Below are 19695 nucleotides of genomic sequence, written 5' to 3'. Positions count from 1 at the left end.
CTCCTCACTCGGTCGCTCCACTGCGTTGCGCTCCCTCGTTGTGGGGTAACCGCTACTATCACGGCCGCAGTTTTCGCATCGAATAAAAGTCGGGTGGTGAGTTGCTTTTTCAGGTTAACATAATTGATTATCTTTAGCGAAAATCTAATATAAACATGAGAAGAAATACCCTTTTATAAATTTCTGCCTTGCTTCTTGTTACCCATCTTTCATTTGTAAATGCACAAGCAAAGCAAACAGAAAACCTTCATCCAATCGTTCAAAATTTTGTCAACGAAGCCCAAAATAATTCTCAATTAGAATTGATGGCGCATGATTTTTTAGACGGAATTGGTCCCAGATTAATCGGAACACCAGAAATGTTGGCCGCCAATAACTGGACTGCAGAAAAAATGAAATCTTGGGGAATTGACGCAGAATTGCAACAATTTGGAACCTGGAAAGGTTGGCAACGCGGAATTACCCATGTTGATATGGTTTATCCGAGAGTGAAAAGTTTGGTCGCCACACAATTAGCATGGAGTCCTTCCACCAAAAAAGCAGTTGAAGCAGAAGTAGCGATCCTGCCAAAAGTTTCTTCAAAAGCAGCCTTCGATCAATGGCTTCCTTCCGCAAAAGGAAAAGTGATTTTGATGGCGCAATACCAAAAAGTAGGGAGATCAGATGAACAGATCAAAGAATTTGCAACACCTGAATTGCTTGAAAAATTAAAATCAGAGAAAGAGCAGGCTTCGAAAGATTTCAAAGAATACATCAAAAATATTGGCTACGATAATACTACTTTGCCCGAAGCTTTAGAAAAAGCCGGAGCGGCCGGAATTGCCATCTCCAACTGGACCGGAATTATGGGAGCCAACAGAATTTTCGGGGCAAAAACCAAGAAAATTCCCATGTTCGACCTTGAACTGGAAGATTACGGAATGTTATACAGAATGGCAGAAAGCGGAATGAAACCGCGCATTCAATTAGAAATTCAATCAAAAACTTTACCTGATTCACCTTCCTTTAATACGATTGGTATCATTAAAGGAAAAGAAAAACCCAACGAATATGTCATTCTTTCTGCGCATTTAGATTCCTGGGACGGAGCTCAAGGAGCAACTGACAACGGAACCGGAGTTTTAACCATGCTCGAAACCATCAGAATTCTAAAAAAATATTATCCCAACAACAAGCGAACTATTATTGTGGGACTTTGGGCAAGTGAAGAACAGGGATTAAACGGTTCCAGAGCTTTTGTGGCGGATCATCCAGAAATTATGAAAGGCGTTCAAGCGGTTTTCAATCAAGACAACGGAACGGGGAGAATTATCGATATTAGCGGGCAAGGTTTCGTAGATTCCTATAAATATATTGGAAAATGGTTGAATGCAGCGCCAAAAAACATAAAAGATCAAGTAAAATCAACTTTTCCAGGATCTCCTGGAGGAGGCGGATCTGATCATGCTTCATTCGTTGCAGCAGGACTTCCGGGATTTTCTTTGAGTGCATTAAACTGGGGATATTTCGGTTATACATGGCATACAACGAAAGATACTTTCGATAAAATTGTGTTCGATGAGGTAAAAAACAACGTCATTCTTACCGCAACTTTAGCCTATATGGCTTCGGAAGATCCGGAATTTACAAGCCGTGAAAAGCGGGAAATGCCGTTTAACGAAAAAGGAGAACTCACAAAATGGCCGGAAGTAAAGCAACCAATCAGAACCAGCAAAGATTATAAATAAGCAGCATTTGAAAACAAGCGCTGAAGCCTGAAACCAAGTCATTTTTATTGGGAAATGACTGATATTTTTAAAGAACCTGAAATATAATTGGTTACAAAAAGGGAATCAAATCAGATCATTTCGCAGTATTTCACTGTTTCTTCCTGAAAGGAAAAAACCGGAACCCATCTTTTGAAGAGCTATAGGTTCCGGTTCTCCACCAGAAATTTGCGGTCTCGAACAAGAAATTTGCGGTCCTAAACTGGAAATTTCCGGTCTAGAATCAAGAATTTGCGGTTCGGAACCGGAAGGATGCGGTCCTGAACCGGAAATTCTCGGTCTCGAACCAGGAATTTGCGGTTCGGAACCAGGAGGATGCGGTCTTGGACCGGAAATTCTCGGTCCTAAACCGGAAATTTGCGGTCTAGAACCAAGAATTTGCGGTTCGGAACCCTAAATTACCACTAAAGAACCGGAAAAATTATCTCCAAGAGGAATTATGGGTCAATTCTACAACAGTTACAGCACCTTTCTAAAAATAAAAATGCTCGGTTGTCGCGGCGTTGTATAGACTATTGTCGATTCAGAAAAGCATCCCAACCTTGCGCATTCAAAGGAATCAACTCATTGCTTCCTCTTGCGATGAGGAAATTTCCCTGCTCCAAATCTACAGCGTGACCAACGATTGTAAAATCGGGGTGGTTTTTAATTTTATCAAAATCTTTCGGAGCAATCGTGAATAATAATTCGTAATCTTCGCCGCCACTCAACGCACACATTACGGGATTTAGATTCAGTTCTTCCGCGGTTGAAATCGTCAAAGAATCCATCGGAACTTTTTCTTCATATAAATGAAAACCAACTTTGCTTTGATCACTCAAATGTAAAATTTCAGAAGACAAACCATCAGAAACATCAATCATAGAAGTAGGTTTAATGTCTAGTTCTTTCAAGGTTTTTTTGATGTCGGTTCTCGCTTCAGGCTTTAATTGTCTTTCTAGAATATAATCGTAACCTTCCATTTCGGGCTGCATATTTGGATTGGCGAGGTACACAGAATGCTCTCTTTCCAGAATTTGTAAACCCATATACGCACCGCCTAAATCTCCGGTGACTACCAAAAGATCATTTGCTTTTGCACCACTTCTTTTAACAATGTTTTCAGGATTTTCTAAACCGATTGCTGTAATGCTCATTACCAAACCAGAGGTCGAACTCGTGGTGTCACCACCAACCAAATCAACTTTGTATCGTTTGCAAGCCAAAGCAATTCCGGCATAAATTTCCTCCAAAGCTTCCACGGGAAAACGATTAGAAATCGCAAGTCCCACCAAAATTTGCGTTGGAGTAGCGTTCATCGCCGCAATATCACTAATATTGGTGACCACCGCTTTGTATCCCAAATGTTTCAAGGGAACATATCCTAAATTAAAATGAACTCCTTCTGCCAAAATATCGGTTGTTAAAACCACCATTTGACCTTCAGGATTAATCACTGCGGCGTCATCACCGATAGAAATTTCTGTTGAAGAATTCTCAAAACTAAAGTTTTCGGTTAAATGTTTGATCAAGCCAAATTCGCCATACGCGGAGATTGGAGTCATTTGTGGGTTTTTATCTTCTAGCATAATAGGTTGTAAATAGTGTGGTTAAAGTTGAATGGTATTTTGAATCTCAACTTATTCTTCCGTTTTTTCAGGACTGTCTTTTTTCCAAGTGAACGTATTTCTTTTGTGAAAAGCTTCCACATTTTCAGGTTTGAAGGGCAAATCTTTCAAATCCTGTCGGGTTAATGTTTTCACGTGTTTTCCTTTAAATTCATTCATCACCTCCAAAATATCATCCGGTGGAGTCGTCGATTTCCGCAACATTATATCAATCCAAACTCCAGTTGCTTCTGCAGTTGCACAATGTGTTCCATCGGGTAAATAAAATTTATGTACAAATTGGTAGATACTTGCATCCTCCGACATTCCGGCGATTTCCAATGAAACAAAAACTGTTTGATCCGCATATATTTCTTTAAAAAAAGAATACCTTTCATGCAAAATTACAGGTCCAATTCCCCAATAACTCAATTCCTTAAGACCCATTTTGTGGGTGTTCATGAATGCCATTCGGGTTTGCGCGCAATACATCACATAAGACGAATTTGCCAAGTGTTTGTTCGCATCAATATCGCTCCATCGAACTTCGAATTTATAATGATAATCTGACATATTTTGATTTATTTTTTTTTGGTCTCTTCCTTTACACGAGGCAATTCCCGCTTCCGCAGAAGCTTGATTTTAGATTTACAAAATTAAGCATTAATCATGGGTTAGAAAAATTGTATTTTTGCAATTCGTAAACAACAAAAGTTATCAAAGGTTTTACGGTATTATTATTTTTAAATGCAAAAAAGGGGAAGGATTACCTTGGTGAACATTGCAAAAAAACTTAGCGCTTTTGCGTGAAATCAAATCAATTTGAAAAAGAAAAAAATAGTCATTGTCGGTGGTGGAGCAGCAGGATTTTTCTGTGCAGCAAACCTCGATGAGAATAAATATTATGTCACGATTTTGGAGCAGAATAGTGATGTTTTGCAGAAAGTAAAAATTTCTGGGGGCGGAAGATGCAACGTTTCGCACGCTTGTTTTGATCCTCGTGAACTGGTTCAGTTTTATCCACGCGGAAACAAAGAGTTGTTGAGTGTTTTCCACCAGTTTCAATCTGGTGATACGATGGGTTGGTTTGAAGAGCGCGGCGTTCCCTTAAAAATTGAAAATGACAACCGAATTTTCCCCGAAAGCAATTCTTCCCAGACGATTATTGACACGATGGTGAATGAAGTTCGAAGAAAGAATTTCGAAGTCAAAACGCAAACGGTGGTTTCAGAAATTGCGAAGGTTGAAGAAACTTATGTTGTTAAAACCTCCACTGGAGAATATGCTGCTGATTTTGTGGTTTTTGCCACCGGAAGTTCCCCGAAATCTCTAAAACTGATTAAAAATTTAGGTCACCAAATTGTTGAAGCTGTTCCCTCGCTTTTTACTTTCAATATTAAAAATGATACGCTGAAAGACTTAATGGGAACCAGTTTTATGCATGCAGAAGTTTCTATTCCCAAGTTAAAAATGGAGGAATCTGGACCGATGTTGATTACACATTGGGGACTTTCGGGACCAGCAATTTTAAAGATTTCTGCCTGGAAAGCTCGGGAATTAGCAGCTTTAAAATATCAGTTTGATATTCATGTCAATTTCTTGGGAATTGATTTGGAAGATGCAGAAACTATTTTCAAAAATTTCCGGGAAGAAAATCCCAAGAAAACCATTGGAAAATCTAAAATATTTGATGTTACAACCCGATTTTGGCATCGAATTCTGTGGCTTTCGAAAGTTGATTTAGAAAAAAATATTTCGAGCATTTCCTCCAAAGAATTGCAGATTATTCTGGGAAATCTCTATAATAATGTGATGAAAGTTTCTGGGAAATCTACGTATAAAGACGAGTTTGTAACTGCAGGTGGTGTAGAATTGAAAGAAATAAATTTCAAAAATATGTCTTCTAAGATTTTAGAAAATTTTTATTTGGCGGGAGAAGTCTTAAATATTGATGCGGTTACCGGTGGTTTCAACTTTCAGGCATGTTGGAGTGAAGGTTGGATTATTGCGCAAGATCTCAATGGAAAATAGCCCAAATCTCATCTGTATCAATAAATATTTTATTACATTTGGAAAATATATTTTTAAAAATGAAAAAATTCTTTTCGGTAATCGTTGTACTTTTATTGCTTAGCGCAAGCTCTTGCCAAACAAGGGTAGTAAGCGTACAAAAACCTTTGCAGGCCAACTCTTTGGATCTTTATCAAAAATATACCATTCTTACTAATGACGCGAAGGTGTATAAAGTAGAGGTGTTGAAACAGACGGATACTGCCATTTATACGAAAAATAAAAAAGGGGAAGAGGTAGTAATTGATAAAAGTAATATCCGCGAAGTTAAAAAGCTAGATTTATTATCATCGATTGCGATTGGTGTTGCAGCAATTGCTGCGGTGATTTTCGTGCCAATTTAAGCTTTGCGTTTTAAAAAAATTCAGAAGGAATTGACTAATTGTTGATTCCTTTTTTTTTGAGTTGAAGCGTAATGTATTGGAATAGAAAAAGCCAAGACTGAGCTTGGCTTTGTAATTTTTTAGAAGAAAGGTTTCGGTTAATCTTTCATTTTTGCAATGACATCAATTCCTCCTTTTGTTTTGTCCCCGATCTTGCAGATGATTTCGGTGTCTAGAGGAAGAAAAACATCCATTCTGGAGCCGAATTTTATAAACCCAAATTCATGGCCGGCTTTTGCAGAATCGCCTTCATTACAGTAAAAAACAATTCTTCGCGCAACGTATCCTGCGATTTGCCTGAAAACAACATTATGATTGGTTAAACTTTTTATGGCAACCGTAGTTCTTTCGTTTTCTGTGGAAGATTTTTCGTGCCATGCAACGAGGTATTTTCCGGGATGGTATTTCTTGTACATGACTTCGCCAGAAACAGGATAGCGACAGATATGAACATTCAGAGGAGACATAAAAATAGAAACCTGAATAACTTTGGTTTGAAGCAATTCATCTTCAAAAACTTCTTTAATCATCACGACTTTACCATCAACAGGAGCGATCACATTTTCGGTGTGATCCTGAATATCTCTTTTTGGAACGCGGAAAAACCAGAATACCAATCCATAAATAATAAGTAACGGAATAACGATGATAAGCGATAAGTTTTTCAAAAAATAAATGGAAAGAACCGCAACTAAAGCGAAAGCTAGACTTGCAACGATGATGGTTCCTTTTGATTCTTTATGTAATTTCATGAGTTTTCTAAATAAATTTTTCTAGAATAAAATATAAATATACGACAGGAGCACAGATGATTAAACTATCGAGACGATCTAAAATTCCACCGTGACCGGGAATGATGTTTCCGGAATCTTTTACGCCGAAGTTTCTCTTCAACTGACTTTCTACCAGATCACCCAACGGTCCAAAGACAGCGACGAGAACTCCTACAACCATCCAGTTCCCACGGAGTTCGGGAAAGTATTTTTCAACAAAAAAACCAAGGATTAAAGTTAAGACAACACCACCTGCAAAACCTTCCCAGGTTTTTTTAGGAGAAATTTTGGGTGCCATTTTATGTTTACCGAAGAATTTTCCCGTAAAATAGGCGAAAGTATCACTGCTCCAAATTAAAATAAAAAGGAAGAACACTTCTAAAGTAAAGGTATTGTCAACGGAAGAAAATTTGGGTAAACCCAGCGCAAATCCAAAAGGAAGCGCGGTGTAAATAACGGTGAAAATTAATTTACCGTTATCATAATAAAGTTCTTTTGAAAATTTAAATAAAGTAATCACTGCAATGACAATGAGTGAAAGCGCCAAAATTTCAGAAAGATTAAAATCAAAATAGAAACCGTGTTGGAAAAATCTTTTTGAAAAACGGTAGAAAACGAAAACGATCAAAGGAAAAACCGCCCACTTCTCCCAGCTTTTTGGGTCGAATTTCATCATCTTCATACATTCCCAAGCTCCTACGAAAAGGAAGAAAGTGATTAAGCCATAAAAAAGATTTTGTTGGGAAACAAGGTTAGGCGAAATCTTGTCAAGCAGTTGCGAACCAATTGAAGTGGTGCAGAAAATCACAAGAAAACCATATAACACTCCTCCGAAAATCCGCTGTACTAAATTTTTATCCAAGATGGTTTGATTATAAGTTAAGAAGTTTTTTCTTCTCACTTTACTGTTTGAAGAAGAAATTAATCTTCGAGCAAAAGTAAGAAAAGTTTTGTATTATCCTTATTTGGGGTATCCAATTTGGAGTTGCTTCCACTGATGGAGGTGAGGTTGCGGATATTTCCGTTCCGTTTGATCTTGCTCATTGCATCATTCAAATTGGTTACAATTTGAGAAACGTTGGCCATTAAAATAATTTTTTGAGGAAGTCTGGACGAGTGGTAATGCAAAATATTGTTATAGGAAAGCATTATTCTACCGTCATAAGCGATTAAATATTCGCAGGTGATGAAAGCACAGTCGTTGAAAAGTTCGAGTTCTTTGGTGTAAGGAACTTTTACGACATCTAAAAAATTCTTTAAATCTTCATCCCAACAGAATACAGATTTGATATCTTCAATTTTCAGAATGTGATTGAGTGTTTGCAGCGCTTCTGCTTCGTCTGCACAATAATTAAAAAATCCGCCGGAATGCGTAAAGAGTTGGGCAAACTTGTAATCAAGGTCAGCATTTTTCAGCTGATCTCCAAGCTTAATCAAATCCTGAGTGTTTTCTTCTTCAGGTTGATTTAATATTTTTCCGACAATTTTCTTGAAAAGACTCAATTTATATTGATTATGCGATCGTTACTGCAAAAATATAAAATATTTGTGTAAACAATCAATTAAATACAAAAATCCTGATTATTTAGTAAAATTAAAATAATCAGGATTGTTTTTCTTACAGCTGAGAACCAGAATCAGGAGCTACAATTACCGCTTCTTCTTCGGGAGTTTCGCCTTTGTGGGTATTTGAGACAGGATGTTCTGTTAATTCAGGATCCCACGCTCGTTGCCCAAAAACTTCTTCTAAATCTTCACGGAAAATAACTTCTTTTTCTAAAAGTTTTGCTGCGAGTGCATCTAATTTGTCTTTATTATCCGCTAAAATCTGCAATGCTCTTGCATATTGAGTTTCAATGATTTTAGAAATTTCCTCATCAATCATTTTTGCAGTTTGCTCAGAGTATGGTTTTCCGAAACTATATTCTGATTGTCCTGTACTGTCGTAGTAAGAAATATTACCGATTTTGTCGTTTAATCCATAGATGGTTACCATGGCTTGAGCTTGCTTCGTAACACGTTCTAAATCTGAAAGTGCACCAGTCGAAATATTTCCGAAAATAGTTTGTTCAGCCGCTCTTCCGCCTAAAGTTGCACATAATTCGTCGGACATCTGTTCAGTCGTCGTCAACTGTCTTTCTTCAGGAAGATACCAAGCTGCACCTAAAGATCGTCCTCTTGGTACAATTGTTACCTTTAATAAAGGAGCTGCATGTTCTACTAACCAAGATATTGTGGCGTGACCAGCTTCATGATAGGCAACTCTTCTTTTTTCTGAGGGTTTGATGGCTTTGTTTTTCTTTTCTAAACCGCCGATGATTCGATCGACAGCGTCTAAGAAATCTTGCGTGGAAACAGCTTCGTGAGAGTTTCTTGCAGCGATTAATGCAGCTTCGTTACAAAGGTTTGCAATATCGGCTCCACTAAATCCTGGAGTTTGTTTCGCTAAGAATTCCCGGTCGATATTTGGTTCCATTTTTATTTTAGCCAAATGCACATCAAAGATTTCTCTTCGTTCATGCAATTCAGGTAAGTCTACATAAATTGATCGGTCAAATCGCCCCGCTCTCATTAATGCTTTATCTAAAATATCGGCTCTGTTGGTTGCTGCCATGATGATTACATTGGTATCGGTTCCAAAACCATCCATTTCTGTAAGCAACTGATTCAGGGTGTTTTCTCTTTCGTCGTTTCCACCTGTCATGTTACCTTTTCCTCTGGCTCTACCAATCGCATCGATTTCGTCAATGAAAATAATCGCCGGAGATTTTGCTTTGGCTTGTGCAAACAAATCACGTACACGAGAAGCTCCAACTCCTACGAACATCTCCACGAAATCTGAACCAGAAAGGGAGAAGAACGGTACTTTTGCTTCACCTGCAACGGCTTTTGCTAAAAGAGTTTTCCCTGTTCCTGGAGGACCAACCAACAATACTCCTTTCGGAATTTTACCACCAAGTTTGGTGTATTTTTCGGAGTTTTTCAAGAAATCTACAACTTCCTGTACTTCTTCTTTTGCACCTTCTAAACCGGCAACATCTTTAAATGAAACCTGTACTTTTTCTTTTTCGTCAAACAGTTTTGCTTTGGATTTACCGATGGAAAATATTTGTCCACCAGCTCCGCCGCCACCGCCACCCATCATTTTGCGGAAAACCACAAAATAAAATAAAGCCATAATTGCAATCCAGAAAATTGCGGTAAAGAGTAATTCTGTCATAGGATTTTTGCCTATTCCATAATCTTTCTTCGTTACAATGGTTGGATTTTCCTGTTTGATCTTTTCAAATCTTTCTAGGAACAATTGTAAATCACCGAAGCTTAAATTGTAATCCGCTTTTGGGGCGAAATCGAATGCCTCGAACGGGCTTTTTTCTTTTGCTTTTTGTTTGCTGGCAATTTCTGCTTTTGCCTCTTTAGTTAAAAATACATCAGCTTTTTCGGTGTCTTTGTAGACTAAAACGTCTTGTATTTTTTCTTGTTGCATTAAAGTATAGAAAGCATCTTCATCAATGGTGTTTGACTCCGAACTACTGTTCATGTTCGTAAAGAAAAAGAGAAGAATGGCTCCAATCACGATGGGGAAAAACCAGTTAAATCCTTTATTATTATTCATATTTTTTCTATAAAAATTTTGACGAAAATATAATTTCGCCAAATATCATTAATTTAAATTCTCTATTTTGGTGATCTTTGCATCTCCCCAAAGTTCCTCAATATCGTAGTATTCACGGGTTTCTCTTTGGAAAACATGCACTACAACCGAGACATAATCGAGCAGAACCCACAAAGCATTTTCATTTCCTTCGACATGCCATGGACGATCTTGCAGGTCATTTCTTACCTTTTTTTCGATATTTCCAGCGATGGCAGAAACTTGCGTGTTAGAATTTCCGCTACAGATGATAAAGGTTTGTGCCACGGAGTTTTCAATCTTTGATAAATCAAAAATTAGGATGTCTTCTCCTTTCGTATCTTGCATTGCCTCTACTATTTTATCAATAAGTAGTTGCTTTTCTGTAATTTTATTCATTAAAAATTTTGTATAATCTGCAAATTTATTGTTTTTTTATTTAATTAGTCTCAAATTTACCCTTTCTAACTCTTAAAGTTTTCTTAATGGCTTCACTTTTATATTTGGATGAGTGTGAATCAACAAATGATGAAATACTCCATTTACTACCTTCTTACCATAATGCTTTAAACGCTGTTTATACTTTTAAACAAACGAAAGGGAAAGGACAGTATGGAAATTCTTGGCAATCATCAGAAAACATGAATGTTGCATTTACCATGGCGGTTCCTTCTCTTCTAATCAAATTACAAGATCATTTATTCAATTTTCATACCGCTTCAATTCTAGCGGATTTTCTTGCCATAATGACAAAAACGGCAGTGGATATAAAGTGGCCAAATGATTTAATCATTAAAAATAAAAAAATTGCAGGATTGCTTACTGAGAAAAAAAAGATCGGTGGGAGTTTTTATTTCATTATCGGTATTGGACTCAATGTCTTGCAGGAAAACTTTGAGAATCTACCAAAAGCGGGTTCCTTACTTACTCAGACGGGTTTTAAATTCAATCTGAATGAATTTACAGAAGCTTTAAATAAATATCTAAGCGATCATCTAACGATAGAAATTTGTGAATTGGAGCTTTTAAGCAAAATAAATGCGCTCTTATTCAGGAAAGATCAAATTTCTGTTTTTGACATCGATCAGGTAAGACAAAATGGCATTATAAGAGAGGTGGACAAAGAGGGTTTCCTTTGGGTAGAATTAGAAAATAAAGGGCTACAAAAGTTTTATCACAAAGAAATTGAATTGCTTTATTGATTGGCTCTCTTAAAATATAAATAGAGTGCAACCGGTCCGAAAATCAGATTTGGCAACCACATTGCAAACAATGGTGACATTGTTTTATTGGCAGAAACCACTTTTAAAGCTTCGAAAGAAAATACAAATACAAAAGCCAAAGCAATTCCGATGGCTAAATTGACACCTAAACCGCCGCGTTTTTTCTGTGAAGATAGTGATAAACCCAAAAAAGTAAGGATGATTACAGACACCGGCATCGAAGTTCTTTGGTGTAATTCATTAAGATAATTGTTGAGATTTCCGTTTCCTTTCTCTTTTTCGCGGTTGATGAATTTGATCAGATCGGGTGTGGTTTTATTTTGACCGAGCAATACATCGGGAAACAATTCTTCTGGTGGATGAATGAAGCTTTTATCCATCGTCGATCCGTTTTCTAATTTTTCGGTTTCATCTTTATTGATGGTTTTTGCGAAAAAATTATTGAGAACAAAAAGTTTTTTGGTGGTGTCCCAATTAAAATCGGTCGCGTTCAGTTGATAGATTAATTTTCTGTTTTTGTCGAATTTTTGATAGATAAATCCAGTGCCGCGTTTTTCTTTCTTGTTATAACTTTTTACGAAGATGTATTCCGTTTTTGATAATTGTGTGGAAACTTCCGAACTTCCAGTGAATTCTTCCCGCGCCATTGTGGTATAAGTGTACGGTTCCAGTTCATTTTTCTTAACATTTGCAAGAGGCAAAACGTAATGATTGAGCAAGAGTGCAAAAATGGCAATCAGCCCAGAAGTCATCAAATAAGGTCTTGCAAAACGGTGAAAACTCGCGCCAGAACTTATAATCGCTACAATCTCGGTGTCATTTGCAATTCTGGAGGTAAAGAAAATCACAGAAATAAATACCAAAATCGACATGAAAGTGATGATCAAATTCACGATCCAGTAAGGATAGAAATTGATAAGGAATTCCGTTACGGTAAATCCGTTTGATTCAATTCTCGGTGCTTTTGCCTGAACATCGATTACCAAAACGATAATAGTTAATAATCCCAACATAAACCCGAAAGTTCCGAGGTATTTTTTGATGATATATAAATCTATTATTTTCATGCAATCTTAAAAGGAGTTAGAGTCTTTGTTTCAAAACCGGAATAATTGAATCTTTCCATTCGTAAAAATCTCCTGCAACGATGTGTTCGCGCGCAACTTTAACCAGATCCAAATAAAATGCAAGGTTATGAATGGAGGCAATCTGTTTTGCCAAATACTCTTTCGCTACAAATAAATGGCGCACATACGCTTTGGAGTATTCTGCATCTACATAACTGGTTCCAAATTCATCTAAAGGAGAAAAATCACTTTCCCACTTTTTGTTTTTCATGTTCATAACGCCTTTCCAAGTGAAAAGCATGGCGTTTCTGGCGTTTCTTGTCGGCATTACACAATCCATCATATCAATTCCGAGACCAATGGTTTCGATGATATTCCAAGGCGTACCAACTCCCATTAAGTATCGTGGTTTGTCAATGGGAAGAATATCGGTTACCTCGTCGGTGATTCGGTACATTTCTTCTTCGGGTTCTCCAACAGAAAGTCCGCCGATTGCATTTCCTACGGCATTTTGTTCAGATATAAATTCTGCGGATTTTTTTCTTAAATCAGAATAGCAAGAACCCTGAACAATCGGGAAAAACGCTTGTTTGTGCCCATATAATTCTGGGTTTTCGGCATTCCATTTAATGCATCTTTTTAACCATCGATGGGTTAGATCCATGGATTTCTTTACTTGTTTGTATTCTGCAGGATATGCAACGCATTCATCAAATGCCATAAAAATATCGGCACCGATTTGTCTTTGGATTTCCATGGAAATTTCGGGGGAAATAAATTGCGTACTTCCATCGATGTGAGATTTAAATTTCACGCCTGCTTCATTGAGTTTTCTCGATTTTGATAAAGAAAAAACCTGATAACCACCGGAATCGGTAAGAATCGGCAAGTCCCAATTCATAAATTTGTGTAATCCACCTGCAGATTGCATAATATCCATTTTTGGACGCAGATTAAGGTGATAGGTGTTTCCTAAAATAATTTGCGCTTTGATATCATCTTTTAATTCTCTTTGATGAACAGTTTTTACAGAAGCTACGGTTCCTACCGGCATGAAAATCGGTGTTTGAATGGTTCCGTGATCAGTAGTGATGGTTCCGGCTCTGGCTTTACCGGTTGACGTTTTGTTGATTTCAAAAAATGTAGACATCATATTATTTGACAAGAGGAGGTGTATTTTTATTTTCTTTTAATTTTTTATCGATATAGTCTTTCGCCGTTGGATCTTTTTCTACAATAATTTCCTGAGCATTGTTCAGAATTTTTTCTAAATCTCCGGTAGCGGCGTAATATTTATAGCTTTCTATAAAGTCTGCGGATTTTATATTTCTTTGTTTCAAGGTCGTTCTTGTTGCGTTTTCCAAATTGCTTCCCGGAACATAGGTGGGGAGTTGGTCGTTCATGGCGAATTCTGCGACAATCTCCGACATTTTATCTTTTGGGATTAAATTTTTGGGTTCATCGATCAACTGCGAGCAGCTCATTAATAAAGAAAAAATAAGGAAAAGATAATGTTTCATAATCTGCCAATAATAGATTTCCACTTTAAATTTAAAACTCCAAAAACGGCTTCGTGAATAATTCCGCCATTCATTTTGCTGGTGCCTAATTCGCGGTTGGTAAAAATAATTGGAACTTCTACAATTTTGAAGCCTTTTTTAAAAGCCCGGAATTTCATTTCAATTTGAAAACCGTACCCTTTTAATTTAATGTCATTTAAATCGATGGTTTCTAAAACTTTTCTGCTGAAACAAACAAATCCCGCCGTAGTGTCATGAATAGGAATCCCTAAAATGGTCCGTACATAAATGGAAGCGAAATAAGAAAGCAAAACTCTTCCCATGGGCCAATTCACCACATTTACCCCTTTGGAATATCTGGAACCGATGCTCATGTCGGCATTTTTGCAGGCTTCAAATAAATGATTGAGATCTTTTGGGTTGTGCGAAAAATCTGCATCCATTTCGAAAATGTAATCGTAATTGTTTTGCAAAGCCCATGCAAATCCATGCAAATATGCTTTTCCTAAACCATCTTTGGTTTTTCTTACACTTAAATGCAGAAAATTCGGATGAATCTTTTGAAGTTTCTTAATGATATCTCCTGTTCCATCTGGCGATGAATCATCAACAACGAGAATATGGTAATCCTCTTCCAGCGCAAAAACCGCGGAAATAATATTTTCTATGTTCTCTTTTTCGTTGTAGGTCGGTATAATGACCAGTTTTTTCATCGATGTAATTAATTCGCAAAGATAAACTTTTCCTGCTTTATTTTATTCAATTTTATTGTGGGGCAGAATTTGATTTTAATGTAGGTAGAAATTGAAATATATTTCTATTTATATGCTTACTTTTGCAAAAAATTTAGATTTGATACGAATTGCACAGCAAAATGATTGGGTGGTCTTCATTATAATTGGCTGTTTATTTCTTTACGTTTTCATGTTGTTTTCCTTGCAGCGAGACTCCTCTGTTAGAGGATTTCTAACGCAAAAATTTTCCGATTCCAGCAATAATTTCTTGAGTTGGACGATCATTAGTGCAGTGTTCTGTTTGGTTTTCGCCACTTTTGTTTCTCACTACATTCCTGTCGTGCCCAAAATTGCTCGTGACTTCACTTTTTTCGGCTATGAACTCAACAAGTTTGGTTTTACCATAACCGTTGTAGCAGCATTTTATTTCATAAAAAATTTGCTGAGTTACTTGTTTTTTGCAGGAACAGGTACGCTGAGAAAATGGGATCTTTTTTGTTTCACTGTCTCCAAATTTTATTTCTGTATTTCAATCATTATGATTGTTTTATGTGTAATGAGCTATTATTTTCCCGATGCAGAATTGCAGAGACTGCCGTTCTATTTCGTGGGACTTTTGTTGATGTTTGTGTTCAAGCAGTTTTATTATTTGTTCCATCAAAATGATATATTGCCTCAAAAATGGTATTATAAATTTTTGTATATTTGCACCCTTCAAATTGTACCCTTTTTGGTACTCTGGAAAGTATTATTCTTTTAAAATTTAATGATGAAAATTAAATCTATATTGGTTTCACAACCAGCGCCTAATGAGTCTTCTCCCTATTTGGAAATAGCAAAAAAGGAGAAAATAAAAATTGATTTCCGCCCATTCATTCATGTTGAAGGTGTTGACGCAAAAGAACTTAGAACGCAGAAAATTGATCTTTCGCAGTTTACCGGAATTATTTTTACCAGCAAGAACGCGGTAGATCATTATTTTCGTCTTGCTGAGGAAATGCGTTTTTCGGTGCCCGATTCAATGAGATACATTTGTCAGTCTGAAGCCATAGCAAACTATCTTCAGAAACATATTATCTACAGAAAACGAAAAATCTCTTTCGGTGAAAAAACGTTCAGTGATTTATTGCCACTTTTCAAAAAATTCCCCACAGAGAAATACCTTCTTCCTGCAGCTGATGTTTTGAGTTCAGATGTGCAGAAAGTGTTGGAAACTGCATCGATCGACTGGACCAGAGCCACCATGTATAAAACAGTATGCAGTGATCTGACCGATGTTTCGATCGACGATTACGACATGTTAGTATTCTTTAGTCCACAAGGTGTTCGCTCTTTAGGAGTTAATTTCCCGGATTTCAAACAAGAAAATACCAGAATCGCGGTTTTTGGTGCAACTACAGAGCAAGCTGCAAAAGATGCGAATTTAAGAGTTGATGTAATGGCACCAAGTAAAGAATCACCCTCGATGACGATGGCTATTGAAAAATTTATTCGTAATAACGAAAAATAATTCAAGAGATAATACTATTTAAAGCCGTCTTTTTCCTAGATTAAGATGGCTTTGCTTTTTGTAATACTAAACTTTTAGAACTTTGTACCTCAAAAGATTCATAAAACTCATTTAATTATTCCAACATGAACGCTCCTCAAGCAAAAAAAATAGAAAAGATTCTTGAATCTCATGGCGACAAAAGAGTTGATGATTATTTCTGGATGAAAGAACGAGAAAATCCCGAAGTCACTGCCTATTTGGAGGAAGAAAATGACTACTGTGATTTGATGATGAAGGATACTTCAACGTTTCAGCAGCAGCTTTTCGAAGAAATGAAAGCCAGATATAAGGAAGACGACGAAAGTCTGCCCTATTTTTTCAATGAATATTGGTATATCGTTCGGTTTGAAATTGGCAAAGAATATCCTATTTTTAGTAGAAAATTTCAAAATTTAGACCAAGAAGAACGCATCTTGATCGATGTTAATGTTTTAGCAGAAAACCAAAAATTTTTCGAGATCGGAAGTGTTGCGGTTTCGCCCGATAATAAACTTATGAGTTTTTCCTCCGACAACGTGGGAAGAAGAATTTATACCATCCAGTTCAAAAACTTAGAAACCGGCGAAGTTTATCCAGAGCAAATTCCCAATACGACAGGAAAAGCAGTTTGGGGAAATGATAACGAACACGTTTTCTATATCCGAAAAGATGAAAGTTTGCGCGCTTTTCAGGTTTATCGTCATCAATTGGGAACCGATTCTTCGTTAGATGTTCTTGTTTTTCATGAAGATGATGAGACTTTTGATGTTAATGTTTTTAAAACCAAGTCTTTAGAATATATTTTCATTGGAAGCTCGAGTACCATTTCTGATGAGCACCGATTTATTCCGGCAGATAATGTATTTGCAGAATGGAAAATCATTCAACCCAGAATTGATGATTTGGAATATGCTGTAGAACATTACCAAGATGAGTTTTACATCATTACGAATGCGGACGACGCGACTAATTTTAAAATTGTAACGACGAAAGTTGCCCATCCAGAAATGGAAAATTGGGTGGATTTAATTCCCCATCGCGAAGAAACTTTGTTGGAAGGTTTTGAAATCTTCAACAATTATTTTGTGATCGAAGAACGCACAAAAGGTTTGCTTCATATCAAAGTGATCGAAAATGAAACGGGTAATGCACATTATTTAGAGTTTTCAGATCCTACATATACCGCTTATATTGGGATGAATTTAGAATTTAACACCCAGAAATTGCGTTTTGGATACACTTCTTTAACCAAACCAAATGCTACTTTGGAGTATGATATGAAGGAAAAAACAACCAAAGTTTTAAAAGAACAAGAGGTTTTGGGTGGCAAATTTTTCGCCGAAAATTATATTTCTGAAAGAATTTGGGCACCTTCAAGAGATGGGAAAAATTCAATTCCGATTTCGTTGGTTTATCATAAAAATACAAAAAAATCAGCCGAAACTCCTTTGCTAATTTATGGTTACGGAAGTTACGGACATACTGTTGATGCGAGTTTTTCTAATGTAAGACTTTCGATTTTGGATCGAGGTTTTGTTTATGCAATTGCGCATATTCGAGGCGGAGAATATTTGGGAAGAGAATGGTATGAAGACGGAAAAATGCTTCAGAAAAAAAATACGTTCTATGATTTCATCGATGCTGGAAAATATTTGGTCGCTGAAAATTATACTTCCGAAAAACATCTTTATGCGATGGGAGGAAGTGCAGGTGGACTTTTAATGGGAGCAATCATCAATATGGAACCCGAACTTTTCAACGGAATTGTGGCGCAAGTTCCTTTCGTAGACGTCGTTACAACAATGCTCGACGAGACAATCCCTTTAACAACGGGAGAATTTGACGAGTGGGGAAATCCGAAAAAGAAAAAATATTACGATTACATGAAATCGTATTCGCCTTATGATAATGTAGAAGCGAAAAATTACCCGAATATTCTAATCACAACTGGTTTACACGATTCTCAAGTGCAATATTGGGAACCTGCAAAATGGACGGCGAAACTTCGGGAACTAAAAACCGATAGCAATTTGTTGCTTTTCAAAACAGATATGAGTGCAGGTCACGGTGGTGCAAGCGGAAGATTTGAATCTTTAAAAGAAGACGCTTTGGAATATGCTTTTTTAATGAAATTGGAAAATAAAATTGATGGAAAATAAAACCGATAATCAGCTTTGGGAAGAAGTTGAAGCGTTTTTTGTAAAAAATTTCGATACCGAAAAACATCCACAAATTGATACGCTTTTGTTTTTGATCGGCGTTCAGGAACTCGGAAGCGGACAACAGAAATACTCGAAAGACGATAAGTTGAATATTTTGCATATCGCAGTTTGCCGACTTTTAGAACCTTTCGGATACTATAAATTTTCGAATTACGACGATGATGGTTATCCGCATTTTGAGGAAGTCGAAAAATTGCCAGAATTGAAACCCAATGAGCAGCAAATTTTAATGAAAAAAGCCATTATTCAATATTTCATTGATGAGGAATTGTTATAAAATTTCAATGTAGAGAAAAACAATCCTGTTTTTTTACCGCAAAAGCGACAAAAGATATGTTTGAAAAAATGCAAAAGCTGGCAAAATGTAAACACTTTTTTTGCCAGCTTTTGTTTGAATGTTTTGCTTCTTTTGTCGTTAAAGAGTCAAATTTCTCTCCCGGTTTTTGTAAGTTTTATTTTTTTAAAATTTCCTCTAATTGATTTAATGTTGCTTTAAATCCTTCTTCAAAACCCATTTCTAAGATTGCATTCATCTCTTTTTCTGAGGCAAAATGCAGATTTACGGTTAATTTTACGCCTTCTTCAACACCAGTGAAACCGATGAGCCAATTGGTTGTAGGAAATTCTAAATTTTTTATTCCTTTTTCATCGCAAAAATAATCGCTCCATGCGATGCTTCGATTTGGATTAATTTCCTCGTAATCAATACGTGCGAAATGTTTCTCGTTTTCCGGACTCACCATTGCATAATTCCATGTTCCACCATTTTCAAAATTCATTTTTTGGGTTTCGCATTTCCAGGGTTTTGGCGCCCACCAAGAATCTAGAAGTTCTGAATTTGTAAAATAATTCCACACTTCTTCCCCTTTTGCATCGAATATTTTCATTACAAAAATGGTTGCATGATGCAAATCTGTATTAAAAACGATATTGTTCATTTTATTTAATTTTTATCAAATTTAGTACATAAAAAAAATAAACCTTCTTTTTTACCGTAAAAGCAATAAAAGAAATGATCGGTAAAAAGTATTCCAAAGGTTGGAAAATGTAAAACGTTTATCTTGCCCACTTTTGAAAATCTTAAATTGTAGATAAAGCTTTTGTTTCTTTTGCGGTTAAGTGATGTCGTGTACTATACAAATTTAGAAATTATTATTACTTAATTTTAAACAATTGATATTCATAA

General features: G+C 36.5%; 20 protein-coding genes. 8 read left to right on the top strand and 12 right to left on the bottom strand.

Features of this window, described 5'->3' with window-relative positions:
* Nucleotides 1–179 precede the first annotated feature (179 nt).
* Nucleotides 180–1727 (top strand): M20/M25/M40 family metallo-hydrolase, encoded by a 1548-nt coding sequence (locus tag BW932_RS06520; protein ID WP_076386623.1) that lies wholly within the window; start codon nt 180–182, stop codon nt 1725–1727.
* Between the two features lie 551 nt (nt 1728–2278).
* Here the strand turns inward: BW932_RS06520 and thiL are convergent.
* The gene (gene thiL / locus BW932_RS06515; RefSeq protein ID WP_076386621.1) at nt 2279–3334 is read right to left on the bottom strand and encodes a thiamine-phosphate kinase; all 1056 of its coding nucleotides are present in this window, start codon (nt 3332–3334) and stop codon (nt 2279–2281) included.
* Between the two features lie 51 nt (nt 3335–3385).
* Complete coding sequence (locus BW932_RS06510; RefSeq protein ID WP_076386619.1) at nt 3386–3925, bottom strand: acyl-CoA thioesterase; 540 nt, start codon at nt 3923–3925, stop codon at nt 3386–3388.
* 249 nt (nt 3926–4174) lie between these two features.
* Between BW932_RS06510 and BW932_RS06505 the strand changes: the two genes are divergently transcribed.
* Both BW932_RS06505 and BW932_RS06500 read left to right on the top strand, forming a co-directional pair.
* Nucleotides 4175–5383: a BaiN/RdsA family NAD(P)/FAD-dependent oxidoreductase gene (locus BW932_RS06505; RefSeq protein ID WP_076386617.1), complete on the top strand. Its 1209-nt coding sequence runs from the start codon at nt 4175–4177 to the stop codon at nt 5381–5383.
* A 59-nt stretch (nt 5384–5442) separates the two neighbouring features.
* A complete protein-coding gene (locus tag BW932_RS06500) occupies nt 5443–5766 on the top strand; it encodes a bacteriophage spanin2 family protein (RefSeq protein WP_076386615.1) in 324 nt (107 codons plus the stop codon).
* 137 nt (nt 5767–5903) lie between these two features.
* Here the strand turns inward: BW932_RS06500 and BW932_RS06495 are convergent, their stop codons facing one another.
* The 5 genes from BW932_RS06495 to rsfS all read right to left on the bottom strand — a co-directional run bounded on the left by BW932_RS06495 (nt 5904) and on the right by rsfS (nt 10611).
* Complete coding sequence (locus BW932_RS06495; protein WP_076386613.1) at nt 5904–6557, bottom strand: phosphatidylserine decarboxylase family protein; 654 nt, start codon at nt 6555–6557, stop codon at nt 5904–5906.
* Between the two features lie 7 nt (nt 6558–6564).
* Nucleotides 6565–7440, bottom strand: a complete 876-nt coding sequence (locus BW932_RS06490) for a phosphatidate cytidylyltransferase (protein ID WP_076386853.1) — start codon at nt 7438–7440, stop codon at nt 6565–6567.
* Between the two features lie 59 nt (nt 7441–7499).
* Nucleotides 7500–8081 (bottom strand): LUD domain-containing protein, encoded by a 582-nt coding sequence (locus BW932_RS06485; protein WP_076386611.1) that lies wholly within the window; start codon nt 8079–8081, stop codon nt 7500–7502.
* A gap of 115 nt (nt 8082–8196) precedes the next feature.
* Nucleotides 8197–10194, bottom strand: coding sequence for an ATP-dependent zinc metalloprotease FtsH (gene ftsH / locus BW932_RS06480; RefSeq protein ID WP_076386609.1), 1998 nt, complete (start codon nt 10192–10194; stop codon nt 8197–8199).
* 48 nt (nt 10195–10242) lie between these two features.
* The gene (gene rsfS / locus BW932_RS06475) at nt 10243–10611 is read right to left on the bottom strand and encodes a ribosome silencing factor (RefSeq protein ID WP_076386607.1); all 369 of its coding nucleotides are present in this window, start codon (nt 10609–10611) and stop codon (nt 10243–10245) included.
* Nucleotides 10612–10697: 86 nt separating this feature from the next.
* On the opposite strand from rsfS, the gene BW932_RS06470 reads away from it, so the two are divergent.
* A complete protein-coding gene (locus BW932_RS06470; RefSeq protein WP_076386605.1) occupies nt 10698–11414 on the top strand; it encodes a biotin--[acetyl-CoA-carboxylase] ligase in 717 nt (238 codons plus the stop codon).
* Here the strand turns inward: BW932_RS06470 and BW932_RS06465 are convergent.
* From BW932_RS06465 to BW932_RS06450, 4 genes are read right to left on the bottom strand one after another with little or no spacing between them, the layout of a single operon-like run.
* Entirely contained in the window at nt 11408–12502 is a 1095-nt protein-coding gene (locus BW932_RS06465) for an LptF/LptG family permease (RefSeq protein ID WP_076386603.1), read from the bottom strand. The two genes, BW932_RS06470 and BW932_RS06465, sit on opposite strands and share 7 nt — an antisense overlap.
* 16 nt (nt 12503–12518) lie before the next feature.
* Complete coding sequence (tgt, locus tag BW932_RS06460; RefSeq protein WP_076386601.1) at nt 12519–13652, bottom strand: tRNA guanosine(34) transglycosylase Tgt; 1134 nt, start codon at nt 13650–13652, stop codon at nt 12519–12521.
* Between the two features lie 4 nt (nt 13653–13656).
* On the bottom strand, nt 13657–13986 hold the full coding sequence (locus tag BW932_RS06455; protein WP_159436422.1) for a DUF4296 domain-containing protein: 330 nt from the start codon (nt 13984–13986) through the stop codon (nt 13657–13659).
* A gap of 32 nt (nt 13987–14018) precedes the next feature.
* Nucleotides 14019–14735 (bottom strand): polyprenol monophosphomannose synthase, encoded by a 717-nt coding sequence (locus BW932_RS06450; RefSeq protein WP_076386597.1) that lies wholly within the window; start codon nt 14733–14735, stop codon nt 14019–14021.
* Between the two features lie 139 nt (nt 14736–14874).
* Here BW932_RS06450 and BW932_RS14225 point away from each other — a divergent pair, with 139 nt between their 5' ends.
* The 4 genes from BW932_RS14225 to BW932_RS06435 all read left to right on the top strand — a co-directional run bounded on the left by BW932_RS14225 (nt 14875) and on the right by BW932_RS06435 (nt 18786).
* Complete coding sequence (locus BW932_RS14225) at nt 14875–15516, top strand: DUF4271 domain-containing protein (RefSeq protein WP_245820676.1); 642 nt, start codon at nt 14875–14877, stop codon at nt 15514–15516.
* 9 nt (nt 15517–15525) lie between these two features.
* A complete protein-coding gene (locus BW932_RS14220; protein ID WP_143745524.1) occupies nt 15526–16266 on the top strand; it encodes a uroporphyrinogen-III synthase in 741 nt (246 codons plus the stop codon).
* A gap of 125 nt (nt 16267–16391) precedes the next feature.
* Nucleotides 16392–18446: a S9 family peptidase gene (locus tag BW932_RS06440; RefSeq protein WP_076386595.1), complete on the top strand. Its 2055-nt coding sequence runs from the start codon at nt 16392–16394 to the stop codon at nt 18444–18446.
* Nucleotides 18436–18786 (top strand): hypothetical protein, encoded by a 351-nt coding sequence (locus BW932_RS06435; protein WP_076386593.1) that lies wholly within the window; start codon nt 18436–18438, stop codon nt 18784–18786. The genes BW932_RS06440 and BW932_RS06435 overlap by 11 nt, the downstream gene beginning before the upstream one ends.
* Nucleotides 18787–18961: 175 nt before the next feature.
* On the opposite strand, the gene BW932_RS06430 is transcribed toward BW932_RS06435, so the two are convergent.
* Nucleotides 18962–19447, bottom strand: a complete 486-nt coding sequence (locus tag BW932_RS06430) for an SRPBCC family protein (protein ID WP_076386591.1) — start codon at nt 19445–19447, stop codon at nt 18962–18964.
* Nucleotides 19448–19695 lie beyond the last annotated feature (248 nt).

This window comes from Kaistella chaponensis, assembly GCF_900156725.1.
GTDB lineage: Bacteria > Bacteroidota > Bacteroidia > Flavobacteriales > Weeksellaceae > Kaistella > Kaistella chaponensis.
This window is presented reverse-complemented; position numbering and strand designations above follow the sequence as displayed.

What these genes read in the sequence shown, in the direction of transcription:
- BW932_RS06450 (WP_076386597.1), bottom strand. Translation starts at nt 14,735, where the DNA reads ATGAAAAAACTGGTCATTATACCGACCTACAACGAAAAAGAGAACATA.
- thiL (WP_076386621.1), bottom strand. Translation starts at nt 3,334, where the DNA reads ATGCTAGAAGATAAAAACCCACAAATGACTCCAATCTCCGCGTATGGC.
- BW932_RS06430 (WP_076386591.1), bottom strand. Translation starts at nt 19,447, where the DNA reads ATGAACAATATCGTTTTTAATACAGATTTGCATCATGCAACCATTTTT.
- tgt (WP_076386601.1), bottom strand. Translation starts at nt 13,652, where the DNA reads ATGTCTACATTTTTTGAAATCAACAAAACGTCAACCGGTAAAGCCAGA.
- BW932_RS06500 (WP_076386615.1), top strand. Translation starts at nt 5,443, where the DNA reads ATGAAAAAATTCTTTTCGGTAATCGTTGTACTTTTATTGCTTAGCGCA.
- ftsH (WP_076386609.1), bottom strand. Translation starts at nt 10,194, where the DNA reads ATGAATAATAATAAAGGATTTAACTGGTTTTTCCCCATCGTGATTGGA.
- rsfS (WP_076386607.1), bottom strand. Translation starts at nt 10,611, where the DNA reads ATGAATAAAATTACAGAAAAGCAACTACTTATTGATAAAATAGTAGAG.
- BW932_RS06435 (WP_076386593.1), top strand. Translation starts at nt 18,436, where the DNA reads ATGGAAAATAAAACCGATAATCAGCTTTGGGAAGAAGTTGAAGCGTTT.
- BW932_RS06510 (WP_076386619.1), bottom strand. Translation starts at nt 3,925, where the DNA reads ATGTCAGATTATCATTATAAATTCGAAGTTCGATGGAGCGATATTGAT.
- BW932_RS06470 (WP_076386605.1), top strand. Translation starts at nt 10,698, where the DNA reads ATGGCTTCACTTTTATATTTGGATGAGTGTGAATCAACAAATGATGAA.
- BW932_RS06455 (WP_159436422.1), bottom strand. Translation starts at nt 13,986, where the DNA reads ATGAGCTGCTCGCAGTTGATCGATGAACCCAAAAATTTAATCCCAAAA.
- BW932_RS06465 (WP_076386603.1), bottom strand. Translation starts at nt 12,502, where the DNA reads ATGAAAATAATAGATTTATATATCATCAAAAAATACCTCGGAACTTTC.
- BW932_RS06495 (WP_076386613.1), bottom strand. Translation starts at nt 6,557, where the DNA reads ATGAAATTACATAAAGAATCAAAAGGAACCATCATCGTTGCAAGTCTA.
- BW932_RS06440 (WP_076386595.1), top strand. Translation starts at nt 16,392, where the DNA reads ATGAACGCTCCTCAAGCAAAAAAAATAGAAAAGATTCTTGAATCTCAT.
- BW932_RS14220 (WP_143745524.1), top strand. Translation starts at nt 15,526, where the DNA reads ATGAAAATTAAATCTATATTGGTTTCACAACCAGCGCCTAATGAGTCT.